The sequence below is a fragment of the Tautonia rosea genome (assembly GCF_012958305.1).
In the GTDB taxonomy this organism is placed as follows: Bacteria; Planctomycetota; Planctomycetia; order Isosphaerales; family Isosphaeraceae; genus Tautonia; species Tautonia rosea.
On record NZ_JABBYO010000003.1, the window covers coordinates 395,394 to 417,997 of the forward strand.

The following is a 22,604-nucleotide window of genomic DNA, read 5'->3' on the forward strand; positions in this document are numbered from 1 at the left end:
GAGACCGGGCAAATCTGTTAGCCCGAACGAGGTCGAGACACGGGAGCCAGGCGCTCGATGGGCGACGCATTCTCGAAGGTGGAAGACGCGATCCAGGCCATTGCCGAGGGCCGGGCCGTCATCGTGGTGGATGCCGAAGACCGGGAAAATGAAGGAGACTTTGTCGCCGCGGCTGAGACCATCACGCCGGAACTCGTCGAATTCATGATCACCGAGGGACGCGGATTGCTCTGCGTCTCGATCATGCCCGAACTGGCTGAGCGCCTGAACCTGCATGCTGTTGTTGAGCTGAACACCGCCCCGCACAAGACCCCGTTCTTGATTCAGGTCGATCACAAAACCTGCCACACCGGCATCACCGCGGCCGAGCGTGCCCTGACGATCCGAGCGATGGTCGATCCGAACTCGAAGGCGTCGGATTTCACCCGTCCCGGTCACGTCTTGCCCTTGCTCTCAAAAGAAGGGGGCGTGCTACGACGCGCGGGCCATACCGAGGCAACCGTCGATCTCGCCCGATTGGCGGGCCTCGCTCCGGCCGGAGTCTTGATCGAGATTCTCGACGGCACCGGGCGCGCGAGTCGTGCAAAGCTGCACGAGATCGCCCAGCGATTCAACCTCCCGATCGTCTCGATCGAGGAGCTGATCCGCTACCGACGCCGGCTCGAAAAGCTTGTTCATCGCGAGACCGAGGCCGCCTTGCCGACGAAGTACGGCGAGGCTCGGGTGATCGGCTACAGTGTCGATCACGAGCCGGGCAACAATCCGATTGCCATTGCGTTTGGGGACCTCAAGAGCGTCCCCGCTCCTCTGGTCCGTTTGCATTCGTCCTGCTTCACCGGTGACTTGCTCGCGTCGCTGCGGTGCGATTGCGGCGATCAATTGCACATGGCCTTGCAGCAGATCTCGACGGAAGGGGCCGGTGCCCTGATTTACTTGCCCCAGGAAGGTCGAGGAATCGGTCTGATTCAGAAGATCAAGGCGTACGCCCTTCAGGATCAAGGGCTCGACACCGTCGACGCCAATCTCGCCCTTGGTTTCCGCGCTGACATGAGAGACTACGGCATTGGTCTGCAGATTCTTCAGGATCTCGGCCTGAGGAAGGTTCGATTGCTGACGAACAACCCGAAGAAAGTGGATGCGTTCGTCATCAGCGGTTACGACCTCCAGGTTGTCGACCAGGTGCCGATCATCGCTCCGGATGAGGAGGCTCGACGGCGCTATCTCGATGCCAAACGCGATCGCATGGGGCACTTGCTTCCTCAGCTTGCCGACGGCTCGTCAAATGCCGGCCCGCGTGCGGACTGATCGATCGAGCGAAGCTCCTTGATTCCCAACCGATGCGCCCTGGCAGGGGGGACCTCGGGGTGGTTACGATCGTTCCGAAGACATAAGGTCCGGCTCAAAGGAGTCCGAGCCGAGCCGATCGAACCGATTCGGAAGGGAGTCTCCTGTGTTTCGACCCCCCTTGGTGAGCGTGACGGCTTTCTTGCTGACCATGGTTTCGGGATTGTCCCCCGTGGATGCCTTGCCTCAGGAGCAGAACTTCGACCCTGGCCACTCGCTGCTTCGTCGGGTGGCCGAAGCCTACGCTCGACTGCCGGGTTACGCCGATGAAGGGACGATGACCCTTTCCTTCGCGCTTTCGGGAGAGGAAACTTCGCAAACACTTGAGAAACCGTTTGCCTTCGCGCGCCCGAATCGTCTGGCGGTGGCTCAGGAACCGGCGGCGTTCTACCTCGACGGGCAACAGCAACTTTCGGCTCTGGCCGGCCTCTATCTGCGTTCCGAGGCCCCCGACGTCTTGACTCCCTCAGTTCTCGCCCGTGATCCGGCCGCTGCCTACATTTTCGGCGGCATCACGGGGATTCCGTCGATGACCCTCTTCCGCCTGCTTGCCTCCGAGGACCCGTATGAGGCGATTCTGCAGGGGGTCGAACGCCTGGAACGTGAGCCGGAACGCTCGGTCGATGGGGTCGAGTGTCGATCGTTGAAGATTGTCCCTCAGGCCGGGCCGGTGGTCCGGTTTTTGATTGACCCGCAGAGCTATCTGCTGCGTCGGATCGAGGTGGTACCCGCTCCCAAGGAACTCCCCGAAACTATGGTGGTTAAGGAAATCTCCTGGTCGCCGGGAACGATCTCGACCGAGGTCCCGCCCGCCGATCGGTTCGTCTACACCCCACCTGAAGACGCCCGCCGCGTTGAAAGCATTGCCGCCCTGATGGCCGGACCTGACGGGACCGAGCCCGGCGCCGGCCTCAAGGGCAAACCGGCCCCGCAGTTTTCCCTCAAGCTCCTCGCCGCCGACGGCACGATCGAATCAAGCTCACGCGAGGAACTGGCAGGAAAGGTCGTGGTGATTGACGTCTGGACCACCTGGTTCGACCCATGCGTCGCCGAGCTTCAGGCCCTGTCCACCTTGATCGATCGCTTCGAGGATCACCCCTCGGCCGATCGCCTGCGAGTGATCTCCCTGAGCATGGACACGCCGGCCCCCGACGAAGACGACACCGAGGACGTCGAGGAACCGGCTGACGATGAAAAAATTGCCGAGATCCGAACGCTCGTCGAGCGATTCCTGGAGGCCAAGGACTTCCGCCTCGACCGCCCTCCAATGGCCCGCGTTGCGATTGATCCGACCGGGGAAACCGCCCAGGCGCTGGGAATCGAGGCCATTCCCATGCTCCTCGTGATGGATTCGCAAGGGGTTGTCCGAGAAGTCCTTGTGGCTTCACCGCCCCAGGCTGTGCTCGATCTGGCCCCAACGATTGATGCCTTGCTCGACGCCGATCGTTCTGATGCCTCGAAGCCATCCGGCGATTGACGCCTTCAATCGTGACTCCATGCCCCGACAGGCAACGCCTTGCAGGGCTCGGGCTCGGGGATCTCGATTCTACCTTCGCTCGATCGGGTGTCGGGCTTGTGTCGCACTGGTTCTTGGAGACTCCGACGTGATCGCGACCCTTACCGCCATCTGGCTCTGCGTCAGTCCTGCCATCACTCCTCCCGACGACGACGCACTGGCACTCCTGCAACGTGTTGCCGAGGCGTATCAAGGGCTCGATCACTATCTCGATCGTGGCGAGCGTGTTGTGACCTTCACCATCGACGGCGATCGGATCGAGCGGTTTGACCCGTTCCGCCTCTCTTATTCCCGTCCCGATCGGTTTGCGGTGCAGGCTCCCGGCTCCCGAATTGTCAGCGATGGTGAGCAAATGCTCTCCGTCGTCACCCCTGCTGGTCATTACGAACTAACCGCCGCACCCGATGAGGCAAGTGTGGAGGTGATGGCCGTTTCGGCGGTCGGATCGGCCGTGCTGGGAGATCCCATCGGCCCCCCGTTGCCCCTGGTCCTCGGCCTCCTGACCGGCGAGGAACCGGGCCGAACGATCCCGAACGGTCCCGATCAACTTACGATCGAGGACGACCGTGAGTGGCAAGGCCACACAGTCCGGGTCCTTCGTGTACCAATGCTCGGTCGAACGAATTGGCGGCTGTTCCTCGACCCCGAGTCGTTCTTGATCGTGGGTGGCGAGGCCATCATGGCGGCCGAATCGATCGCAGAGCTCAGTCCTCCGGGACTGACCCTTGACGAGGTTTCGGTCTCCTGGTCGGCCGGCGAGATCTCCACCGCTCCGCCCGCCGAGGACGACGAGGACAACCCGTTTCTCACCGAACCGCCTCCCGGCATGGCACGACTCGGTCCCTTGCTCGATCCCGAGGCCAGAGCTCGGGAGGAAGCCGCCCGACTCGCCGCCGACCCGCGGGTCGGCACTCCCGCGCCTCAGTTCACTGTGTCGTTGCTCAATGACGAAGGGCTCGGGGAAGAAATTCGTGCGGTTGATCTGGAAGGGAAGGTCGTCCTCATCGACTTCTGGGCGACCTGGTGCGGTCCTTGCTTGAAGGAATTGCCCGAGGTCGCGGGATTGATCGACGCGTATGCCGAGGCGGATCGCGCAGACGACCTCCGCATTCTCTGCGTCAGCATTGACGAGGGGGGAGACGACGCTCAGAGCCTCGCCAAGGAATTGCTTACCTTCCTGGACCGCAACGATTTGAAACTGCGACGACCTCCCCTGGCCGAGGTTGCCCTCGATGCCAACGGCAAAATGGCTCGTGCCTTCGGAGTTCGGGCGATCCCGTCCGTCTTGCTGATTGGATCAGACGGAACCATCCGCGCGGTCATCACCGGCTTCGATCCGGAATTTCGACGAAAAATGTCCGGTCAAATCGATCAACTTCTTCAAGAAATCAAAGTCCCTTAACCCGATCATAAGCCTCCTCCAATCCCGTCAAGAATGGTCCGGGTCCCCCCCCTCTAGGAGTGTCGAGGCGGCTTCCCTCAGCGCAAGAAAGAGACTCCAGAGTTCAGGACGTTCCCTCGCGTCGTCTGGGGGAGACATCGGGTCACGGTCGAGTACCCAGGCATCCCATTGCGCGATTGTTTGGGAATCAAGGAACGCGTCAATCGGTATCGCCCGCCCCAGTCGGGATTGCTGCAGGGCGTGCCGTCTGATCTCCGCGAGATCCATCCCCCGGATGGCCGCCGCCTCAGTTGCCGAGAACCCGCGATCGAGGAGTCGACAAGTCCACTCCTCAGTCGAAACCGAAACCGGATCGATGGTCGGGGTTCGGTGCGGAACCTGCGTCGGTATTTCCTCGATCGCAGGCAACTCGGAGCTGGAGTTCGTCGGCGTCGCGTTCTCCGAAGCCGACGAGTCCGCAGACCTCGGGGCTCCGGCGATCGCTTCCAGCAGGGCAGAGCCGTAACGCTCCAGCTTCGCCTTGCCGATGCCCTTGATCGTCCCCAGCTCGTGAGGTGAGCTCGGCCGATGTCGGACCAGGAGCTCCAGCGTCTCGTTCGAGAACACATAGCCGGGAGAGAGCCCCGCCTCTCTTGCCCAGGTCGATCGGATCGCTCGCAAGCGTTGTATCAACCATTCGTCCGCTGCCGATCGAGACCCAGGTACTCCCTCAGATGGCTCATCCGGAAACCCGTTTCGAACTTCAGGTTCTGATCGCTTCGCCTCCATTGACGACGCCTCGACCCGATGCAGCCGACTCCCGCGGAGTTTGAACACCAGTTCGTCAGGGAGCCCATCAAGGCCCAATCCCTCCGACCCGCCTCCCCGCTCTCTCAGAAACAACCAGCCTCGATCACTTAGCGCAATGATCGGCTTGAACCGATCGATTTCCTCCGAATCGATCAAGCCCGCATGCGTCAAGGCGTCGATGATCTGAATGACCTCCGGCTGCCGGAATCCCTCCAGGATGCCGAACGTACTGAGCCGCGTCAGGCCGAATCGGTTCATCTTTTCGGAGCCTGATCCTGTGAGCATTTGTGCGACAACTGTCTTGCCAAAGCGCCCTTTTGTCCGAGCGACACCCGAGAGGACTTTGAGAATCACCTCCCGGCTTGTGGGCGTGTCGATCGGGCAAGCGGATGTCATCGGTGCGATCCGCAATCCTACGCAAACATCGCATCGACCACATTTCGAAGGATGGGGATCGCCGAAGTATCCGAGAATGACGGCTCTGCGGCACTGGCGAGACTCGGCGTAGCGGATCATTCGATCAAGTTTTTCGTACTCCGCTTCCTTGCGTGCTTCGAGCGTCCTGAAGTCAATCTCCAGGTTTCGGGCTGGTCGGGTTCGATCGAGAATGCGAATCGCATTGCCCCGGAATGGCGGAACGTAGGTCAGCGGGAGATCGGCCGAAAGGTGCTTGAGCGCTCGATTCAGGGCGGATCGTTCGATCCCCAGAGCTGTGGCGAACTCGTCGGGATGAAAATAAACCGGCTCCCCCCAACGTCGGTCGCAAAGTCCTTCAAGCCCGAGCATGACCAGTCGCTGCACATGGGCCTGTGCACTGACTCGGTCGGAAAGCGGCGGTTCATCCGGTTCGCGATCAATCCGAACGATCGCCATGTTCTCCCTCGGGTTGAACCGCTCCAGCCCCTCGGCTCCCTCCAGGATCTTGAGCGAGGCTCCCACGGCCGACTCGTTCAACTCGGTCCCGATGGCCTCCTTGATCTCGGCCTGAGTCAGCTCGATTGGGTCAGCGTCGAGACGACGTAAGTACTCGTAGACCTGATGGACAACCTCGCGGGGTGGGTACTCGTTTTCGATAAACAGTTGCTGAAGTTTTCGGTCTCCTGGAGCGTAGAGCAAGAGGCATTCAGCCGAGTGTCCATCCCGGCCGGCACGGCCCGCTTCCTGATAATACGCTTCAAGGGTTCCGGGAATATTAAAATGAACGACCGCCCGGATGTCGGGTTTATCGACCCCCATGCCGAACGCGTTGGTGGCGACGATCACATCAACGTCACCGCTCATGAAAGACTCTTGCGCCTGGTGGCGATGCTCGCGTTCCAGTCCGGCGTGGTAGGCAACAACCGACCGTCTCAGGTCAAATCGCACGAACTCGGCGATCATTTCGCAGCGCTTGCGGCTGGACGCGTACACGACGATCGAGCCTTGAGTCCGGCGGAGCAGGGCACTGAGCTCATCGAATTTCTCGGCATCGCGGCGCGCCTCGACCACGGCATAGGCCAGGTTCGGCCGGTCGAAGCCGGTCACAAACTGAGCGGGCTCACGGAGGTCGAGCTGCTCGGCGATGTCTCGGCGCACCAGGTCGGTTGCCGTGGCTGTCAGGGCGATGCACGGGGGCATGCCGAGCTTTCGACGGGCCAGGCCAAGCCTGGCATAGTCAGGCCGAAAATCGTGGCCCCATTCGCTGATACAATGGGCCTCGTCAATCGCCAGCAATCGCGGGCGCATCCGGGCCATGATCTCAACAAACCGGGAACTGCGGAACCGTTCCGGGGCAACGTAGAGCAGGTCGTACCGGCCGGCCTCGGCTTCCATCAGGCGCGCGTGCTGTTCGCTCGGTTCAAGGGTGCTGTTAATCACGGTTGCGCGAAGGCCTCGGGCGTGCAGTCCATCAACCTGATCTTTCATCAGGGCAATCAACGGACTGACGACCAGTGTCAACCCTTCGAGTAAGAGAGCCGGAAGCTGATAGCAGAGGCTTTTACCTCCACCGGTCGGCATGACGCACAGGACATCCCGGCCCTCAAGAACCGCGTCGATCACCTCGCGCTGACCGGGCCGGAACTCCTCCAGGCCGAATCGTTCGTGCAGTGTCCGTTGCGGGTCGGATGTGCGCTCCGCAGTACTCATTGGGGTCGCGCTCCTACCCGCCCGACACTGGCCAGTTGCCGAGAAATGTGGAGTTCCGCAAAACCGATCCCTGCAACAATCAGCACTTCTGAACTCAGATAAATCCACCCGGGTAGCAGAATGGAGCTGGCATGATACACCATAAAGCTGAGGCTAATCAGAACATAAAAAAGATTGAAAATTCCAAGAAGGCGAAGGAACAGCATGAGTGATTGCGGATTCCGAACAAAAACGCTCAGGTCGTAGAGCGCAAAGAGCACAGGGAAGGTCGCCAGAATGAGCAACATTCGGGGTGGGATCCCAAAAAACGACTCCAGGCGGATCAACACGATTCCCAGCATCAACGCGGAAAGGACTGCTCCTGCCCCGTCTACCAGGAACAACTGTCGGGGATGCCGACTCCCCAAACGGATCACTCGCTTGAGCGAGCTTCGCAGCGATCGGAAAGCACTCATTACACGAGAATCACGTGACCGAACCAGGTGAACGGTATCTGTTCCTTGAGCAACACAACGCGAGCACCTTGTGAGTGCACCTGGCACCCCTCAAGCGACTTGGTCAGCATCCGTCGGTTTCCGAAGTCCAATTGCTCTTCATTATACAGGTTCGATCCGGCCGGTTGCGACAGCAAGGTACCGAGCGAGAGAGAGCCAGACCGCTCTCTTATAGAACAAGAAAGGCCCGCGCCCCGCACCGGAAGGTGCAGGACACGGGTCTTTGGAGTGCTCGTGTGGACGCAGGTTATCCCGCAACGGCCCCGAGTCTCCTCGGGGGTCTGGCAGGATTACTGCCCTTGGTTTTGCCGCTGCTGCAGTTGCTTCTCGACCAGAGGAACGATGCCCTTCTCGATCACCGGGCCGACCTCGCTGGGCATGAAGCTCTTGAAGCGGAGCCCATCCGGTTCGGCCACGACGGCCATGCCGATCATGGTCGGTCGTTCGGGGGTTTGCTTAGGAGCGCGGAGATTTTTTTCCTCCGTGGCCTGGCGAAGTTCTCCCAGAATCTGACGGAAGCCGGTCTGCACGTCGACCATGGTCAGGCTTCGGACCCGATCCGGAAGCTCGGCCCGAACCTTCTGGAAGGACTCGGTCTCACCGATCCCCTGGTCGTTGGCCAGGTACGCGTCGATCTGAGACTGGGCGTCCTCCCAGTTTTCAGCCAGCACGCTCAGGGCTTTCGAGCCATCGGTGCCGACCCAAAGGGTGGTCGACTGGCCGACGATCCGTCGGAGAGCCGCAACGGCTTCCTCCCGGTCGATCGGGCGATCAGACAGGGCCAGATCAATATTCTGATTGATGTTCTCGTTGTCGATGTTCTGCTGGACCTGATTCTTGACCCCCTCGGTTTGCTCCTCGACCTCCTGGGTAAAGGCGTCAAAGTCATAGGTGGCCGTGATCTTGTCGAAGGTGTATCCCTCGTGCTTCTGGGCCTCCGTTTCGATCGAAAGGTCCTTGATCAATGAAAAGTCGCGTCCCTTGATCGCTTCGACGGACGACCGAACGGCTTCGATCAGGGCTGGGGCATTTTCAGCGTCGATGACACAAATCCCTTGCCGGCTTTCGCCAAGCCCGAGGGATGCGGAGCTCCGCATCAGACCTGCCTTGCGAAACTGCTCCTTCGCCTGATCAAATTCCGGGGAATCCAGGACCTTGGCAATCTCCGGGAAATCGACTTCAAGCTGATTACCCGAGGGGATCATGCTCCATTCGAGCGTTTCAGGATCGAGCATGTTGAAGGAGTAGTACGCCGAACCTCTAGGCAGCTTGCCCAGTTCGTCGGCGGGATCGTCCCCTTGTTCGGCGATCTGGCGAATTGGCGCGTAGTCTTCCTGCATCACCAACTTGCCGGAGACACTTAGGCCCTTTTCGGCAAACGAGGCATTGGCGGCCATGCACTGGGCATTCTCCGCAGCCTTGAAGACCTGCTGATACGCGGTTCGGATCTGCTGGGCCGTTTCGGGGTTCTCCTCGCGAATCTGATCAACCTGCTGCCGGAGGAAACCCCGGAGCTGTTCACCTTGATCGGCATAGGCCTTGTTGATGCTCGCCAGATCAACGTAGATGCCCAGATCGCCATCAAGGAAGTGAGACTTCATCTCGTCGGACAACGTCTGACCGAGGTTCTGCTCGGGTGCCGTGCTGACCTTCTTGATCAAGTCCTCATACTGGGTGACCGCGGCGAAGCCTTGCTTCTGAACAGCAAAGATTCGTTCGCCATTTCCGGTGGTCACGACCTCGTAGCCGTCGCGTTGCTCAAGCTGGAGGTTTTGCTGACCGGCAATGGACGCCAAAGCCCCGCGATAATCCTGGGTCTGGAAAACCGCAATCGCTCGAGGAGTGATTTGAAGATTTGCGCCTTCCAGCTCGATCTGGTTGCCGAATTCATCGGGGCTGACCACATCAATCAAGACCAGGGCCGCTGCCTCCCCCTGGCCGGCACCGAGGCTTCGGGTGAACTCAGACACGGCAGCCTGAATTTGAGAGCCGAGTTGCTCGGCCAGATTGGGGCTCATGGCCCTCATCATGGTGACCAGATTGTTGGTCGCCTGTTGCATGCCACCGACGCGAACCACAATCGGCAGGTCCGCCGGCAGGGTGTTTAGCCACTGGGCTTCAGCCGAATGACCCCCTCGGAGGCTCTGGCCCGCTTGTTGGGACTGAACAGCTTGCTGACCCGATGCGGCCGGAGTCGCCAGCGTCGTGGCAACAATCATCGACATGGTCAGCGGTAACAATGTGGTTCGAATCATGCGATGAATCTCCCTCATCAATAAGGTTCCGGGCGGGCACACCTGATCAGGCTTTTCCGTCGGCTGTTTCCGATCAGCCGTCAATCGGAAGTGGCCCGCCGCTGTTTGGAGAATCATCGCAGAACCGATGCCAGCCTGCGGCCGATTGGGACGAATCCGTGCCTTTCTTCCCGGGTCACTCGACCCTCGTTGACGTAATCCGTGTTCTCACACGAGGAATGGCGTACAACAGCAATTATCAATAATCCCGGTTTTTTCGGGGATAACTCTTGTTGGTAACCACGAAGTCCTGAAGCTCCCCCGTCTCCGGGATCCGATCCGCCAGATTGGTCAACCAACTGTCACACGTGATGGCCTTGGTGCTGCCTCCGTGTTAAGTCATGCGTGCGTGTGCGTTTGTTGACGATTTTGGATGGCTTGTCATCCCATTCGACGTCGGGCAACGGTCAGTCCGAGCCAGACCAGCAGGAAGAGGATCACCCCAGTTCGTAGGATTGCTGCCGGGCCATCTGTGAGCACCATGCTCAAGAGCAAGAAAACCACCATTGCGATGACTGCCGCTGATTGCCCAAACTTCAACCGGGTCAAGACCGTGGAATCAGGACCCTGGGAATGCACCAGTCCATCGGCTTCGATCTGCCGCAGCAGACCTTGCAACTCGCACTCGGTCATGGGCACCAGGATACCGCGATCGATCATCATCTGGAGAAATTCGCGTTCCTTCCTGGCTTGTACTTCGAGCAAACGATCGGGATCGATCGGTCTCACCTCGTGCTCTCGTTCTGAGATCCAGCGCCCATGCTGGAGAAGGAGTTCCTCAGGCGACCAATTTGGATCGTGGCGCCGCTCGGTGTTCGGCGGTGGCTCAAGCCCCCACCACGGGTGATTCGACGAGATAAGCCACCCATCTCGACCGTGTCGACTCGAGGCGACAATCGAGCCGATTGCCTTGATTGGCCGGGTGTGCCGCTGCCATTGGGACATCAGGTTCACCGTGATCCGGCTGTCCTGAGAACAGTAAATCAGACCGAAGTCGGCAGGTCCCGGAGCAATGATTGGCGATCGATAACAGAACTGTCTCCTCATGCCGGCCCCTTGGCACGCCGCCTCAATCTCGATGAGCGAGTTGCGGCTGGGCTCGGGAATCGCTTCGTAAGTCACCTCTTCCAGTCGATCGAACAGGGGAGTACCGGCAATCGTTGCGAATTCCAACCTCAGCAGCCGGGCAACGCAAAGGAATACGAAACTGATCCTGCTCGATGCAATCGCCCGAAGGTCCTGCACGCTCAGACCTCGGAGCGAAGGCTTGTAAACGTCCGTCAAGGCGGTTCTCCCTCCCTTGATGGAGGGAGCCGCGTACGGATTGTCTTGCGTCCAGCCCTCAGAGCCCGTCATGAAAACCTTATCCCTTGATCACTCCGACGGGCCGAAGCCGGGCAACCTTCTTCGAGATCCCGGCCTGATCGACCACATCGACCACCTGGTCGACGTCCTTGTAGGCAGCCGGTTGTTCCTCTGCGAGCCCTTTATGTCCTCGGGCTCGGGCGATGATGCCCAGGTCGTCCAGCTCCTTGTCGATTCGACGACCGGCCGCGAGCTTGATGGCCGCAGTTCGGCTCATCATGCGACCGGCTCCGTGGCAACTTGAGCCGAACGATTGCTCCATGCTCCCGGGTTGCCCGACCAGAACCCAGCTTGCTGTCCCCATGCTCCCGGGAATGATCACCGGCTGGCCAATCCCCTGATACGGTTCTGGAATCTCCGGATGCCCCGGCGGAAAGGCTCGGGTTGCCCCCTTGCGGTGGACGCAGACCGTCTTCCGTTGATGATCACCGATCTCGTGATGTTCGAACTTGGCAATGTTGTGCGCCACGTCGTAGATCAGATCGAGCCCGAGGTCCTCCCAGGGCTTGCCGAAGATTCTCCCGAACACCAAGCGGGCCTGATGCGTCAAGAGTTGGCGATTACACCATGCGTAATTGGCAGCGGCTCGCATCGCTCCCAGGTAGGCCTCTCCCTCGGGGCTTTGCACAGGAGCGCAGGCAAGCTGCCTGTCGGGCAAGGTGAACCCATACTTCTGCGGCGCATCGCGGAACAGGGCCAGATGGTCGTCGCAGACCTGGTACCCGAGTCCTCGCGATCCGGAGTGGATCAAGACAGTGATCATCCCTTCGTGCAGGCCCATCACCTCGGCAGCCTCTGGATCGAGAATGCGATCCACGACCTGCACTTCGAGGAAGTGATTTCCCGAGCCGAGCGTGCCGCACTGGTCGGCCCCTCGGGCGAAAGCGCGCGGACTCACGCGGTCGGGCTGGGCGCCGTCGAGCTGACCGTGGGCCTCGGTGAATTCCAGGTCGCGCTTGGTCCCCCAGCCTCGGCCGACGACATAGGCTGATCCCGTTTCCATCAGTTCCGCCAGTTCGTCGTGGCGGAACTGATAGGGTCCCGACTGCCCGACGCCGGTCGGGATGTCCCGGTAAAGCTGATCGACAAGTTTCCGAATGTGTGGTTTCGCGTCGTCCCAGGTCAGGTTCGACCGGAGTAAACGGACTCCGCAATTGATGTCGTAGCCAACTCCGCCGGGAGAGATCACCCCACCCTCGTTCGGATCGGTCGCGGCCACACCGCCGATGGCGAAGCCGTATCCCCAGTGGATATCCGGCATCGCCAGGCTGGCGCGCTGGATGCCGGGCAGGGTGGCCACGTTGGCGACCTGCTCCGGCCCCTGGTCCTTGCGAATCTGCTCGATCAGCCGGTCGTCGGCGAAGATCAGGCCGTCGACCCGCATGTCGTCTCGGTAGCTCCTGGGAATTTTCCACTGGCAAGGCCCAACCTTTTCGAGCGGGCCGGTGTAGGCGCCGGGCATTGGAGTCCCTTTCCGGAACAGGGTTCTCATCGTCGAGACCGCGATGGGATTAGAATCGCGGATGTCGCTCTCGATTTGTGGTCCGACCTTCTCCGACACCTTGCCTCTGATCGACGTTCACTCAGGGCGATGCTGCCGGCTCGTCACCGTTGTCCTGGGCCGGGGAGGACGGTCGCGTCAACTCGGCGATCGGCAGGCGATCAACGTGATGATCTAGGTCGCTCGTCTCCTCATTCTGCCAGTAAAGCACCCGGTCCTTCAGGAAGAATCCGTTGTTCTCCCCGAACTTCCGCACGATCGGTCGGAGGGCGCCCTCGTCACCGGCCCGACCGGCTCTGAGGACGCGAGACCAGCCGCGCTCCAGGTCATTGAACGCATACGCGCCGAAGGCTTCCTCATCGGCGAAGAGAAGATCGTTGGGAATGCCGTCCCCATCGAGGTCGGCAAATCGCAAGCCCGAATCGAGCCGCTGGAGACCCGAAGTCCAGGCCCCTGAGGGCAGACCGAACGGAAGCTTCTCCCACATCTTGCCCTCATCCGACCAGCGATAGACGCCATTGACGTCCGAGATTCCCCGGTCGCGGTTGGCGAGAATCGCCTCGCATCGGCCGTCTCCATCGAGGTCGCGCAGTCGGAGGCCATCAACGTCGACCGGGAGGCCTCGCAGTCGATCGTCGTTGAGGACCCATCGGCCGCGATCGTAGGTCCAGCAGTGTTTCACCGGACCATCTCCGCCGATCATCACCGGGGCACCCCCTGGGTCCAGGATGCCGAGTCGCACTGCCGGAGGTCGTTCGGCCCCTTCATGCTGGATCAGGCTGGTCGGTAAGGGGCCGAGCTCCCATCGCCGGCCGGCAGGCCGCCAGAGCTTCGTCAGCCTCGGACCGCCGTCTCCCAACAAGAGATCAAGATAGCCGTCTCCATCCATGTCGAGTAGCCGGACACCGTTATCCCGACCAAATCGATCCCGGACTGGCTGACCGCCAAGCAGGTGCGTGTCGATCCGTTCCTGAGCCTCCTGGAAATTGAGGAACCGAACCCGATTGCCATAGGTTTTCGAAGCGTAGTCAATGAACTCCACCACCTGCTCCGGCCCGATCCACCCGTGCGGGTGAAAGACCATCGTAAACACCCCTTGCTTGATCACTGCGGCATCGAGTGCCCGGCTCCAGTCCTCGATTGTCTTTGGATGATTCACGCCGTGGAGGTTCTGCGCTTCCCAGTCGCTCGGGACCATGCAGGGAAACTGCCAGCAGAGCCCATCAACCAGATACGGATAGGGGTAATTCTCGACCCAGTTCACAAACCCTTCCGACGGTAGGTATTTCCGAAACCTCGGCGAACCATCAGGGTCGACCACCAAACCGCGGGGCAACTCGGGGTCATCAGCTGTCAGCACCACGCAGACCGACGAATCAATCGTCAAGAAATGCTGCTCATCGCTCCGTTCTCGGAAGATCTCCCGATAGAACCGCGGACTCGGCGAGTTCATCGAGTCGCAGCAAGGCATCCGAAACGCGACCGGTGTGTTCCCCTCGATTCGATTCAACAAATCGACACACTCATGATATGTGCGGGCAGCGGCGTCGAAGTCTCCTTTCTGAAGCAACGGGCAAGGATGGTCGAGCGTGTGAGCCTCGATCGACACCCCCTCGGCAATCCAGTCAGCCACCTGAGGACTTTCCGGGTCCACTCGGTTGGTCATGATGCTCACCGGAGCCCGCCCCTCGACCTGCTTCAAGCGATCGAGAATTGGCCGTAAGTACCCCTCGTACTTCGGGATCGTATCCCGAAGGTCGTCGATGGCGAGGATGACCACGGCATCGACCCCATCCTCACCCACCCATTGGGGCGTGGTCAGTTTTGGGAAGTTCAGTCCAACGTCATAGGGGCTGCTCTGATCGAGATAGGTCAGGCGATTTGCCTCGGCCGCGCGTTCCGCTGCGCCTTCGGCTCGACGAGGGGGATCCTCCACCTGAGGCATGAACACCAACGCGGTGGCAAGGGTCGCGGCAAGCATCGGCAGTTCCTTCGCGGACGGATTGGCTTGGGTCGGCCCGCCAGATCAGTTCGATCGGGCCATCTTCTCTTTATCCTATCCCAGCCGGCTCGTTCGACCCAGAATTCTCTGGCCCTCGGCTCAGCCTTCCCTTCCTGGATTCGAGCCTCGAGATCAGCCATAATCAGTTCGGCGATGGGGTGAGTCTGGACCCGTTGGGTCGGAGTGGTCGATGCTCGAACATCTCGACGCGATCGACTGGACGCGTTTGAACCATGCTTATGGTGCGGCGACCGACGTCCCCGATTTGATTCGGGCGCTTCTGTCACCGGAGTCAGCCGTGCGTGAGGAGGCGATCCACGACCTCTTCGGCAATATCTGGCACCAGGGGACCGTCTATCCGGCCACCGCCGCCGCCGTCCCGTTCCTCTACGAATTGCTGGAGTATTCCGATCTTCCCGATCCGGATGCGGTCGCGCTCCTCCTGGCCAGTATCGCCACCGGACGCGGATACCTCGACGTGCACGCCAGGGACGATTACGGAAAACAGGTCTGGCGCGAGATCCTGGCAAAGCAGGGGCAGACGCTCGACGAGGAGATGGCCCGAGAAGCCGGAGAAATTCAGTCGGTCCGCTCCGCGATCGCTCCCAGCTTGCCCCTGTTGATTCCCTTCCTCCGCTCGGAACACGCTGAGATCCGAGAAGCGATCGCCGAGGCTCTCTCCGAGTATCCCGAGCACTTCCACGTTTCTCACCCTGCCCTCGAAGACGCGGTGGAGGACGAGGCCGACCCCGAGGTCCGATCAATCCTCCTGGAAATGCTCCTCCAGCTTCGGAAGCGGCAATCCTGATGGACGAACGGAGTTTCGCGCCGACCGATTCGTCAACGCCTCCCGACGGTCCCCCGACCCTGGAACTCGTCGGTCTGACCCGTCGCTTTCCCCAGGGAGGCGGGGTCGAGTCGATCGACCTGGCCGTTTCCCCGGGAGAACGGCTGGCAATTGTCGGTCCTTCCGGGTCCGGGAAGTCCACGTTGCTTCGCCTGATCGCCGGACTGGAGCATCCCGACTCCGGAGCGATCCGGATCGATGGCGTACCCGCCACCGATTGGCCTCCCCACCGCCGAGGGCTGGCCATGGTTTTTCAGGATCAGCCCCCTTATCCTCACCTCGACGTGGCCGGGAACCTCGCCTTCGGACTGAAGGCCCGAGGGCGTCCAAGGGCCGAAATCCGGCTCCGGGTGGCCGAGGTGGCCGAGCTCCTCGGGATTGACACCTTGCTGTCCCGATCACCCGCGAAGCTTTCCGGAGGGGAACGTCGACGGGTCGTCCTCGGCCGAGCCCTGGCAACGCAACCCAATCTCCTGCTGCTCGACGAACCCTTCTCCGCCCTCGACCCTCCCTTGAGCCGTTCCATTCGATCCGACCTGATCGACCTGAACACGCGACGGCAAACCGGGGCCATCCTCCTTGTCACCCACGATCAGGGCGAGGCGATGGCCTTTGGTCAACGTCTGGCCGTGATTCGAGATGGCCGGTTAATCCAGATCGGCCCCCCTCACGAGGTCTATTCCCGGCCAGATCATCGCTTCGTGGCCGAGTTCCTGGGTGATCCGGGAACAAACCTGCTCCGCTGCCAGGTGCGGGTCGATGCGAACGCCTTACGGCTTGAAGGACTCGTGCCGGGGGCATCTTGGGCAATGCCCCGCGGAATTCCCTGGGTCGAGGTGCTGGCCGCTCGGGCGAACGCTGCGGTTGATCTTGCACTTCGCCCGGAACAGATCCATGTGATCGGTTCGGACAACCCAGCCGATGCTTCCGCCTCTCCGACCGTCATCGGCCGGGTCGATCGGGTCGAGTCGCAAGGCGGATCCGCCCTCGTCTCGGCTCGGCTCGGTTCACATCGAATTCGATTCCTGATGTCGGGATCAACTGTCCCGGAACCGGGAGATCGTCTCCCCCTTTGCTTGCCCCTGAGTCGGGCGTCCTGGTTCGATCCGACGAGTGGGCGAGCCCTGTTCGCTTCGCCGATCGATTGAATTCAGACACGTCGCAGGCTCAGGGAAGCGTCCCGCCGAAGTCGGTCCCCTCGGTGAATCCTCGCAGCATGACCGAGTCGGGCACGGCTTCTCGGGAGAAGTACGGGTTGCCTTCGGGGTCGGACGGAACCGACGACGGGATCGCTTCAGGGGGAAGCGTTCCGAGCCGAACGCCAACGCGATCGAGGACCGCCTTGGCGAGGGCCTCATCCCCAAAGAGACCGACCCGTACCCGGGCCTCGGTCGCCGGCCCTCGTTCAACGAGCGCGAGCTCCACGCGGCGGCCGTCTCCGGTCCGCCCTTTCACTGTCGTTTGTTCGGCATCGGCCTGAATCAGGCCCACGCGAAGAATCCCCAGGTCATCCATTGCTGCGCGAAGTGCCGCCTCGACCTCTCCTCTCGGATGAGCAAACCCCTGTGAGGCTGTGCCCGAGGCGTAGGCATACGTCGGAACCACCAGGGAAGGCCCTGTCGGACCCATCGGACCCATCGCCCGACAACCGATCAACGCCGTCGTTGCGACCGCCACCCCGCCAAGCTGTCGGAATCGTCCCGCGGTCATCGAGGCCCCTCCCTAGGCCAATGGCCCTCCGTCAGGTCGTCTCTCTCCCGAAAGGGATCGGAATGGCGGCGACCCATTCGGCCGTAGGCTAGCGAACCTGCTCAGAGTGGTCAATCCAAAGGTCTGCTCAGCACCCTGAGGCAATCGCTTCCATCCCCGGCGAGAATTCCATCAATCCGTTCAGCTGATTCGGCGGCACGTTCGCCAAAGTGCCGTTGACACACGCGTACGTACGTATTATGTTCTCTCCAGCCAGGACGGGCCAAAGCCACCTTGATTGCTGGGGTGTGCTGGAATCGAACAAATCGGCCCGCAGATCGGGAGTGAGTTGATGCAACGAGATCGCAGGGGACGTCTCCGCCGACCCGAGCAGACCCGGGGGCTTCAGCCGATGCACCCGGCTCTGCCTGATCGCTGGGAAAGTCGGGCCTTGCGGGTGGCCATGTCCGAAGACGATTGGCAGCGGCTCGAATCCTTGATCCGGCGCATTGCCTCCGATGAGCCCACGCAAGCTCGTGCCCTTGGTGCGACCTTAACCTATCTGATGAATCACGAATCGGTGACGCCTGTCGAGCCCGGTCCGCTCGACTGGCTTGACTGGGAGCGTCGGAAAACCTTGCAAACGCTCCGCCTCCTTCGTCCTGGAGCCTGAACTGCTCCAGGGCCTTTTTTTCTTCGAGACCGAGGGACCAACCCTGCGGCAGAACCCTCCGGCTCGGAGCCGTTGCACTGCCGCGACCGCCCGAATTGGGTCCGATCCCGTTCTTTGTTTTCCTTGCTTTTTGAACTGCAATCCACCCAGGAGAAACCAACGTGGCGACCACTGCGCCTTCGCACGATGTCAAGGATCTGGCCCTCGCTCAGGCCGGTCACAAGCGGATCTTGTGGGCCGACCGCGACATGCCCGTCTTGTCGACCATCCGGGAACGCTTCACCCAGGAGCAGCCGCTCAAGGGCCTGCGGATGTCGGCCTGTCTTCACGTGACCGCCGAAACGGCCAACCTCGCCCGGACCCTCAAGGCCGGCGGCGCCGACCTGGTCCTGATCGCCTCCAACCCGCTCTCGACCCAGGATGATGTCGCCGCCAGTCTCGTGCAGGACTTCGGCATCAGCGTCTACGCCATCAAGGGCGAAGACGAGACAAGCTACTACAAGCACATCGCCGCAGCCCTCGCCCACAAGCCGAACGTCACCATGGACGACGGAGCCGACCTTGTCAGCGCGATGATCTTCATCGCCCTGAACCGGCTCGACGACGTGCACCCCGAGGTGCGATCGTGGGCCACCACCCTCTCTCCCGATGAGCGAGCCAAGGTAGCCTCCGAGGTCGTCGCCAGCATGGAAGAGACAACAACCGGCGTCATCCGACTGCGGGCAATGGAAAAGGACGGCGTCCTGAAGCTGCCGGTCATCGCCGTCAACGACGCCCAGACAAAGCACTTCTTCGACAATCGTTACGGCACCGGCCAGAGCACCATCGACGGCGTCATCCGCGCCACCGACATGCTCATCGCTGGCAAGAAGGTGGTCGTTTGCGGCTACGGCTGGTGCGGCAAGGGCGTGGCCTTGCGAGCCCGAGGCATGGGCGGCCAGGTCATCATCACCGAGATCGACCCGATCCGAGCTCTCGAAGCCGCAATGGACGGCTTCGAGGTCATGCCGATCGCCGATGCCGCCAAGGTTGGCGACCTGTTCATCACCGTCACGGGGAACATCCACGTGATTCGCGATGAGCACTTCGCCGCCATGAAGGACGGCGCGATGATCTGCAACTCCGGCCATTTCAATGTCGAGCTGCAGCTCGACGGCCTGGCGAAGAAGGCCAAGGACGTCATCAAGGGGATCCACCCGTTCGTCGACGAATACACCATGCCCAGCGGCAACCGCCTGTACGTCCTCGGCGAAGGCCGTCTGATCAACCTGGCCGCCGCTCACGGCCACCCGGCGAGCGTCATGGACATGAGCTTCGCCGCCCAGGCCCTGGCCACCGAGTGGAGCTTGAAGAACAAGGGTAAACTCGAACACCAGGTTTACAACGTCCCGGTCGCCGTCGACGAGTACGTTGCCAGGCTCAAGCTCCAGACGATGGGCATCGCCATCGACAATCTGACCGACGAGCAGACCAAATATCTCAACAGCTGGGAGCAGGGGACCTGATCCCCGTCGTTTGATTCCCTACAAGAGGGTGATGAATTGAGGACGTGGGACGGCTGATTCAGTCGTCCCACGTCTGTCATTCTCCGTTCGATCGTGTCGCTCCCGGCCGAAACCGCAACCAAGAAGCGCTCTCCAAGACCATGCCCGAGATCCGACCCTTCCGCGGCGTCCGCTACGACCTGGCCCGAGTCGGCGACCTCTCCCAGGCCGTCGCCCCTCCCTATGACGTCATCGGCCCCGACCTTCAGCAATCGCTCTACAACGCCAGCCCCTACAACGTCATCCGCCTCGAACTCGGCCGCGACGAACCGGGCGACAATGATGCGACCAATCGCTACACCCGAGCCGCCAAGCTCTTGAAGGATTGGCGACGCGACGGCATCCTCGTCGATGAGTCTCACCCCTCGCTCTACGTCTACCACCAGACCTTCCAGGTCGAGGGGAAATCATACACCCGCAAAGGGTTTCTCGCCCGTGTCCGTCTCGAACCGTTCGGCGAGGGACGCATCTACCCCCACGAAGAAACGATGTCCGGCCCAAAGGCCGACCGCCTGAAGCTCTACGAGGCGACCGGCTTCAACCTTAGCCCCATCTTCGGTCTCTATCCCGACCCCGATAACGCCGCCTTCTCCGCCCTGGAGCACGGCATCCGAGACCGCACTCCCCTGACCGTCACCGACCACCTTGGCGTTGAGAACCAGCTCTGGCCGGTCAGCGATGTCGAGACCCTGGCCGCCGTCCAGGGCTTGATGGCCGATCGCTCTGTCTTCATCGCCGATGGCCACCATCGCTACGAGACGGCCTTGCGCTACCGGGCCGATCGCGAGACCGCCGGCGAGTTGACAGGCCCCGATGACCCGGCCAACTTCTGCCTGATGATGCTCGTCTCGATGAGCGATCCCGGCTTGCAGATCTTACCGACGCACCGGCTCGTTCAGGGCTTGCCCTTCCTCACTTCGGGGAAGCTGGCTGAGCTGCTCTCCACCGAGTTCGAGATCGAGGACTTCGGCGAAGGGCCCTCCGGCTGCCGCGCTGCCTGGCAGGAAATTGAGCTGCACGGCGACCAGAACCTCCTGGGCTTTGGTACCGCGATGGACAATCGCTGGTGCACGGCTCGGCTCCGCTCCGATGCGACGATGGATTCCCTCGTTCCGAATCACAGCCCCGACTGGCGGTCGCTGGGGGTCAGCATTCTTCAGGAGTTGGTGCTCAAGAAGACCTTCGGCGATCTCGATCCCACTTGCCGGTATGTTCACCTGATCGACGAGGTTCTCGAAGCGTTCCATTCCGGATCGTGCGACCTCGCCTGCCTCGTCCCTCCGGCCGGCATGGATCACGTCGAGGCCATCGCCTCGAACCTCGAAAAAATGCCACCGAAAAGCACGTATTTCTATCCGAAACTGCTCACGGGACTGGTCCTTAATCCGATCCGCTGAACCTGCTCCGCGGTTCTCTGTATCTGGCGAAGTTCCGTTCCCCCCTCCGACCTCGGGCGAAAGGAGAAGATCGCCCGAGGTCAGGATCGACATCGGGCGAACGACGGCCCAGGATCGTCTCGATCCGATCCTTGGCAATCATGATCGTCTCTCACGATCCCTTCGCGCGTCCCCGCTCCATCTCGGCCCGAAAATGACCAGGGGACCAGCGATCCATGAACCAGTCGAACGGCCTCGGGATGAGCCTCGATGCCCCGACAACCCACCGCGCCGAACGCCCCGGAAACTGGAATGTCGATCGCCCGTCGATCGCCCGGACCATCGACCGCACCACCCAATCGACCGGCTCCGCATGCGGTGCTCTCCTGACCTCCTCTCCCGAGCGATCCCCCAGCGCCACCTGGTGAAACTCGCTCTCCGTCCGGTTCGGGCAGGTCGCCCAGACCCGCACTCCTGAGCCCCTCAGTTCGTATCTCAGGCTCCGGACCAATCCGTTCACCGCATGCTTGCTCGCCGCATAGGCCGCTGAGTACGGCAATCCCACGAACCCGAGCACCGAAGACACGAACATCACCTGGCCGTCCCCCCTGGCTCTCATGTGGCGAATCGCCTTTTGGGCCAGATCCATCGGTGCGACCAGGTTCACCTCCATGATCTCCCTGAGCATCGCCGGGTCTTCCTCCTCGAACGCCTCGTAATGGCCGATCCCCGCGTTGTTGACCAGCAGGTCGAGCCCCTGCGGAAAGACCTCCATCGCCCGGTCCCAGAGCCGATCGCGGAACCGATCGTCCGATAAGCTCCCTGCCTCAATCGACACTCGCCCCTGTGGCAGCGCTGCTGCGAGTGATTCCAGCCGGTCCAGCCGACGAGCCGTGGCCAACACGGTCATCCCTCGATCGAGAACCAGCTGTCGGACCAGTTCACGGCCGATCCCGGCCGAAGCTCCGGTCACTAGGGCGGTCGAAATGGGCATTCGATGCCGTCCTCATGCGTTGGCCTGAGTGCCTTCCCCGTTCTCCTGCTCCTCATCGACCTGATTGACCTCGAACAGGTCGGCGAGTGAGAGAGCGAGGCCGGGCAAGAAGTCGCCTCCGTCAAGCTGGTCACTGACCCGAAGCACGGTGATCGCCGTGACCGAGGCATAATCATACACGCAACGACTTCCCGGATACACGACCCAGACCCGGCGCACTCCCGTCTGGAAATACTCCTCGACCTTTTCGAGCAGGTCGACCGCGGCATCCGTCGGACTGACGACCTCAATGGCCAACTCCGGCACCACCTCCCAACCGTGACTGGCCGGCACACGTCTTGCCTTCGGCCAGCGATCGAACGACACGAACGCCACATCCGGGCGCCGCTTCTGGTTCCGGTTCGGGTCGAGCTTGAAGAGCATCTCGCCAACGACCCGTCCCAGGTCTGAGGTCCTTGCGTGAAGGCCGAGCAGTGCGACCAGAATGGATGCGAGATACGTTTCTCGGGAACTCATCGGCGGCAACTCTACCATCCGACCATCGATCACCTCGTAGTGCAGGTCGTCCGCCATCCTCTCGGGGAGGTCGGCCACCGGCTTCGGAGCGAGTGTGGTGCCCTGGCTCATGGTCGTCGTCACCTCGTGGG

General features: G+C 61.4%; 17 protein-coding genes. 8 read left to right on the plus strand and 9 right to left on the minus strand.

Annotated features, from left to right (window positions below):
* Positions 1-57: 57 nt before the first annotated feature.
* The 3 genes from ribA (at position 58) to HG800_RS28175 (ending at position 4,262) form a co-directional block, all read left to right on the plus strand.
* Positions 58-1,305, plus strand: coding sequence for a GTP cyclohydrolase II (gene ribA, locus HG800_RS06955; RefSeq protein ID WP_169975172.1), 1,248 nt, complete (start codon positions 58-60; stop codon positions 1,303-1,305).
* Positions 1,306-1,450: 145 nt separating this feature from the next.
* Complete coding sequence (locus HG800_RS28170; protein ID WP_169975174.1) at positions 1,451-2,821, plus strand: redoxin domain-containing protein; 1,371 nt, start codon at positions 1,451-1,453, stop codon at positions 2,819-2,821.
* Positions 2,822-2,948: 127 nt separating this feature from the next.
* A complete protein-coding gene (locus HG800_RS28175) occupies positions 2,949-4,262 on the plus strand; it encodes a TlpA family protein disulfide reductase (RefSeq protein WP_169975176.1) in 1,314 nt (437 codons plus the stop codon).
* Between the two features lie 27 nt (positions 4,263-4,289).
* Here HG800_RS28175 and HG800_RS06970 read toward each other — a convergent pair whose 3' ends face one another.
* From HG800_RS06970 to HG800_RS06995, 6 genes are all read right to left on the minus strand, one after another.
* Positions 4,290-7,178, minus strand: coding sequence for a RecQ family ATP-dependent DNA helicase (locus tag HG800_RS06970; protein WP_169975178.1), 2,889 nt, complete (start codon positions 7,176-7,178; stop codon positions 4,290-4,292).
* Positions 7,175-7,465: a hypothetical protein gene (locus HG800_RS06975; protein ID WP_169975180.1), complete on the minus strand. Its 291-nt coding sequence runs from the start codon at positions 7,463-7,465 to the stop codon at positions 7,175-7,177. Before HG800_RS06975 ends, HG800_RS06970 begins: the two co-directional genes overlap by 4 nt.
* A 497-nt stretch (positions 7,466-7,962) precedes the next feature.
* Positions 7,963-9,927 (minus strand): hypothetical protein, encoded by a 1,965-nt coding sequence (locus HG800_RS06980; RefSeq protein ID WP_169975182.1) that lies wholly within the window; start codon positions 9,925-9,927, stop codon positions 7,963-7,965.
* A gap of 420 nt (positions 9,928-10,347) precedes the next feature.
* Entirely contained in the window at positions 10,348-11,322 is a 975-nt protein-coding gene (locus tag HG800_RS06985; RefSeq protein WP_169975184.1) for a hypothetical protein, read from the minus strand.
* A 7-nt stretch (positions 11,323-11,329) separates the two neighbouring features.
* Positions 11,330-12,793 carry an RtcB family protein gene (locus HG800_RS06990; RefSeq protein WP_169975186.1) on the minus strand — a complete coding sequence of 488 codons (1,464 nt, stop codon included), beginning with the start codon at positions 12,791-12,793 and terminating at the stop codon, positions 11,330-11,332.
* A gap of 121 nt (positions 12,794-12,914) precedes the next feature.
* Entirely contained in the window at positions 12,915-14,813 is a 1,899-nt protein-coding gene (locus tag HG800_RS06995) for a polysaccharide deacetylase family protein (RefSeq protein ID WP_169975188.1), read from the minus strand.
* A gap of 211 nt (positions 14,814-15,024) precedes the next feature.
* Here HG800_RS06995 and HG800_RS07000 point away from each other — a divergent pair, with 211 nt between their 5' ends.
* Positions 15,025-15,642, plus strand: a complete 618-nt coding sequence (locus HG800_RS07000) for a HEAT repeat domain-containing protein (protein WP_169975190.1) — start codon at positions 15,025-15,027, stop codon at positions 15,640-15,642.
* Positions 15,642-16,829 carry an ABC transporter ATP-binding protein gene (locus HG800_RS07005; protein ID WP_169975192.1) on the plus strand — a complete coding sequence of 396 codons (1,188 nt, stop codon included), beginning with the start codon at positions 15,642-15,644 and terminating at the stop codon, positions 16,827-16,829. Before HG800_RS07000 ends, HG800_RS07005 begins: the two co-directional genes overlap by 1 nt.
* Positions 16,830-16,848: 19 nt before the next feature.
* Here the strand turns inward: HG800_RS07005 and HG800_RS07010 are convergent, their stop codons facing one another.
* On the minus strand, positions 16,849-17,391 hold the full coding sequence (locus HG800_RS07010) for a DUF3568 family protein (protein ID WP_169975195.1): 543 nt from the start codon (positions 17,389-17,391) through the stop codon (positions 16,849-16,851).
* Between the two features lie 331 nt (positions 17,392-17,722).
* Between HG800_RS07010 and HG800_RS07015 the strand changes: the two genes are divergently transcribed.
* The 3 genes from HG800_RS07015 (at position 17,723) to HG800_RS07025 (ending at position 20,984) form a co-directional block, all read left to right on the plus strand.
* Complete coding sequence (locus HG800_RS07015) at positions 17,723-18,043, plus strand: hypothetical protein (protein WP_169975197.1); 321 nt, start codon at positions 17,723-17,725, stop codon at positions 18,041-18,043.
* A gap of 161 nt (positions 18,044-18,204) precedes the next feature.
* Positions 18,205-19,548, plus strand: a complete 1,344-nt coding sequence (gene ahcY, locus HG800_RS07020; RefSeq protein WP_169975199.1) for an adenosylhomocysteinase — start codon at positions 18,205-18,207, stop codon at positions 19,546-19,548.
* A gap of 44 nt (positions 19,549-19,592) precedes the next feature.
* On the plus strand, positions 19,593-20,984 hold the full coding sequence (locus HG800_RS07025; protein ID WP_315851986.1) for a DUF1015 domain-containing protein: 1,392 nt from the start codon (positions 19,593-19,595) through the stop codon (positions 20,982-20,984).
* A 151-nt stretch (positions 20,985-21,135) separates the two neighbouring features.
* Here HG800_RS07025 and HG800_RS07030 read toward each other — a convergent pair whose 3' ends face one another.
* Complete coding sequence (locus HG800_RS07030) at positions 21,136-21,957, minus strand: SDR family NAD(P)-dependent oxidoreductase (RefSeq protein WP_169975201.1); 822 nt, start codon at positions 21,955-21,957, stop codon at positions 21,136-21,138.
* A 12-nt stretch (positions 21,958-21,969) separates the two neighbouring features.
* The gene (locus tag HG800_RS07035) at positions 21,970-22,584 is read right to left on the minus strand and encodes a Uma2 family endonuclease (RefSeq protein WP_169975203.1); all 615 of its coding nucleotides are present in this window, start codon (positions 22,582-22,584) and stop codon (positions 21,970-21,972) included.
* Positions 22,585-22,604: the final 20 nt, after the last annotated feature.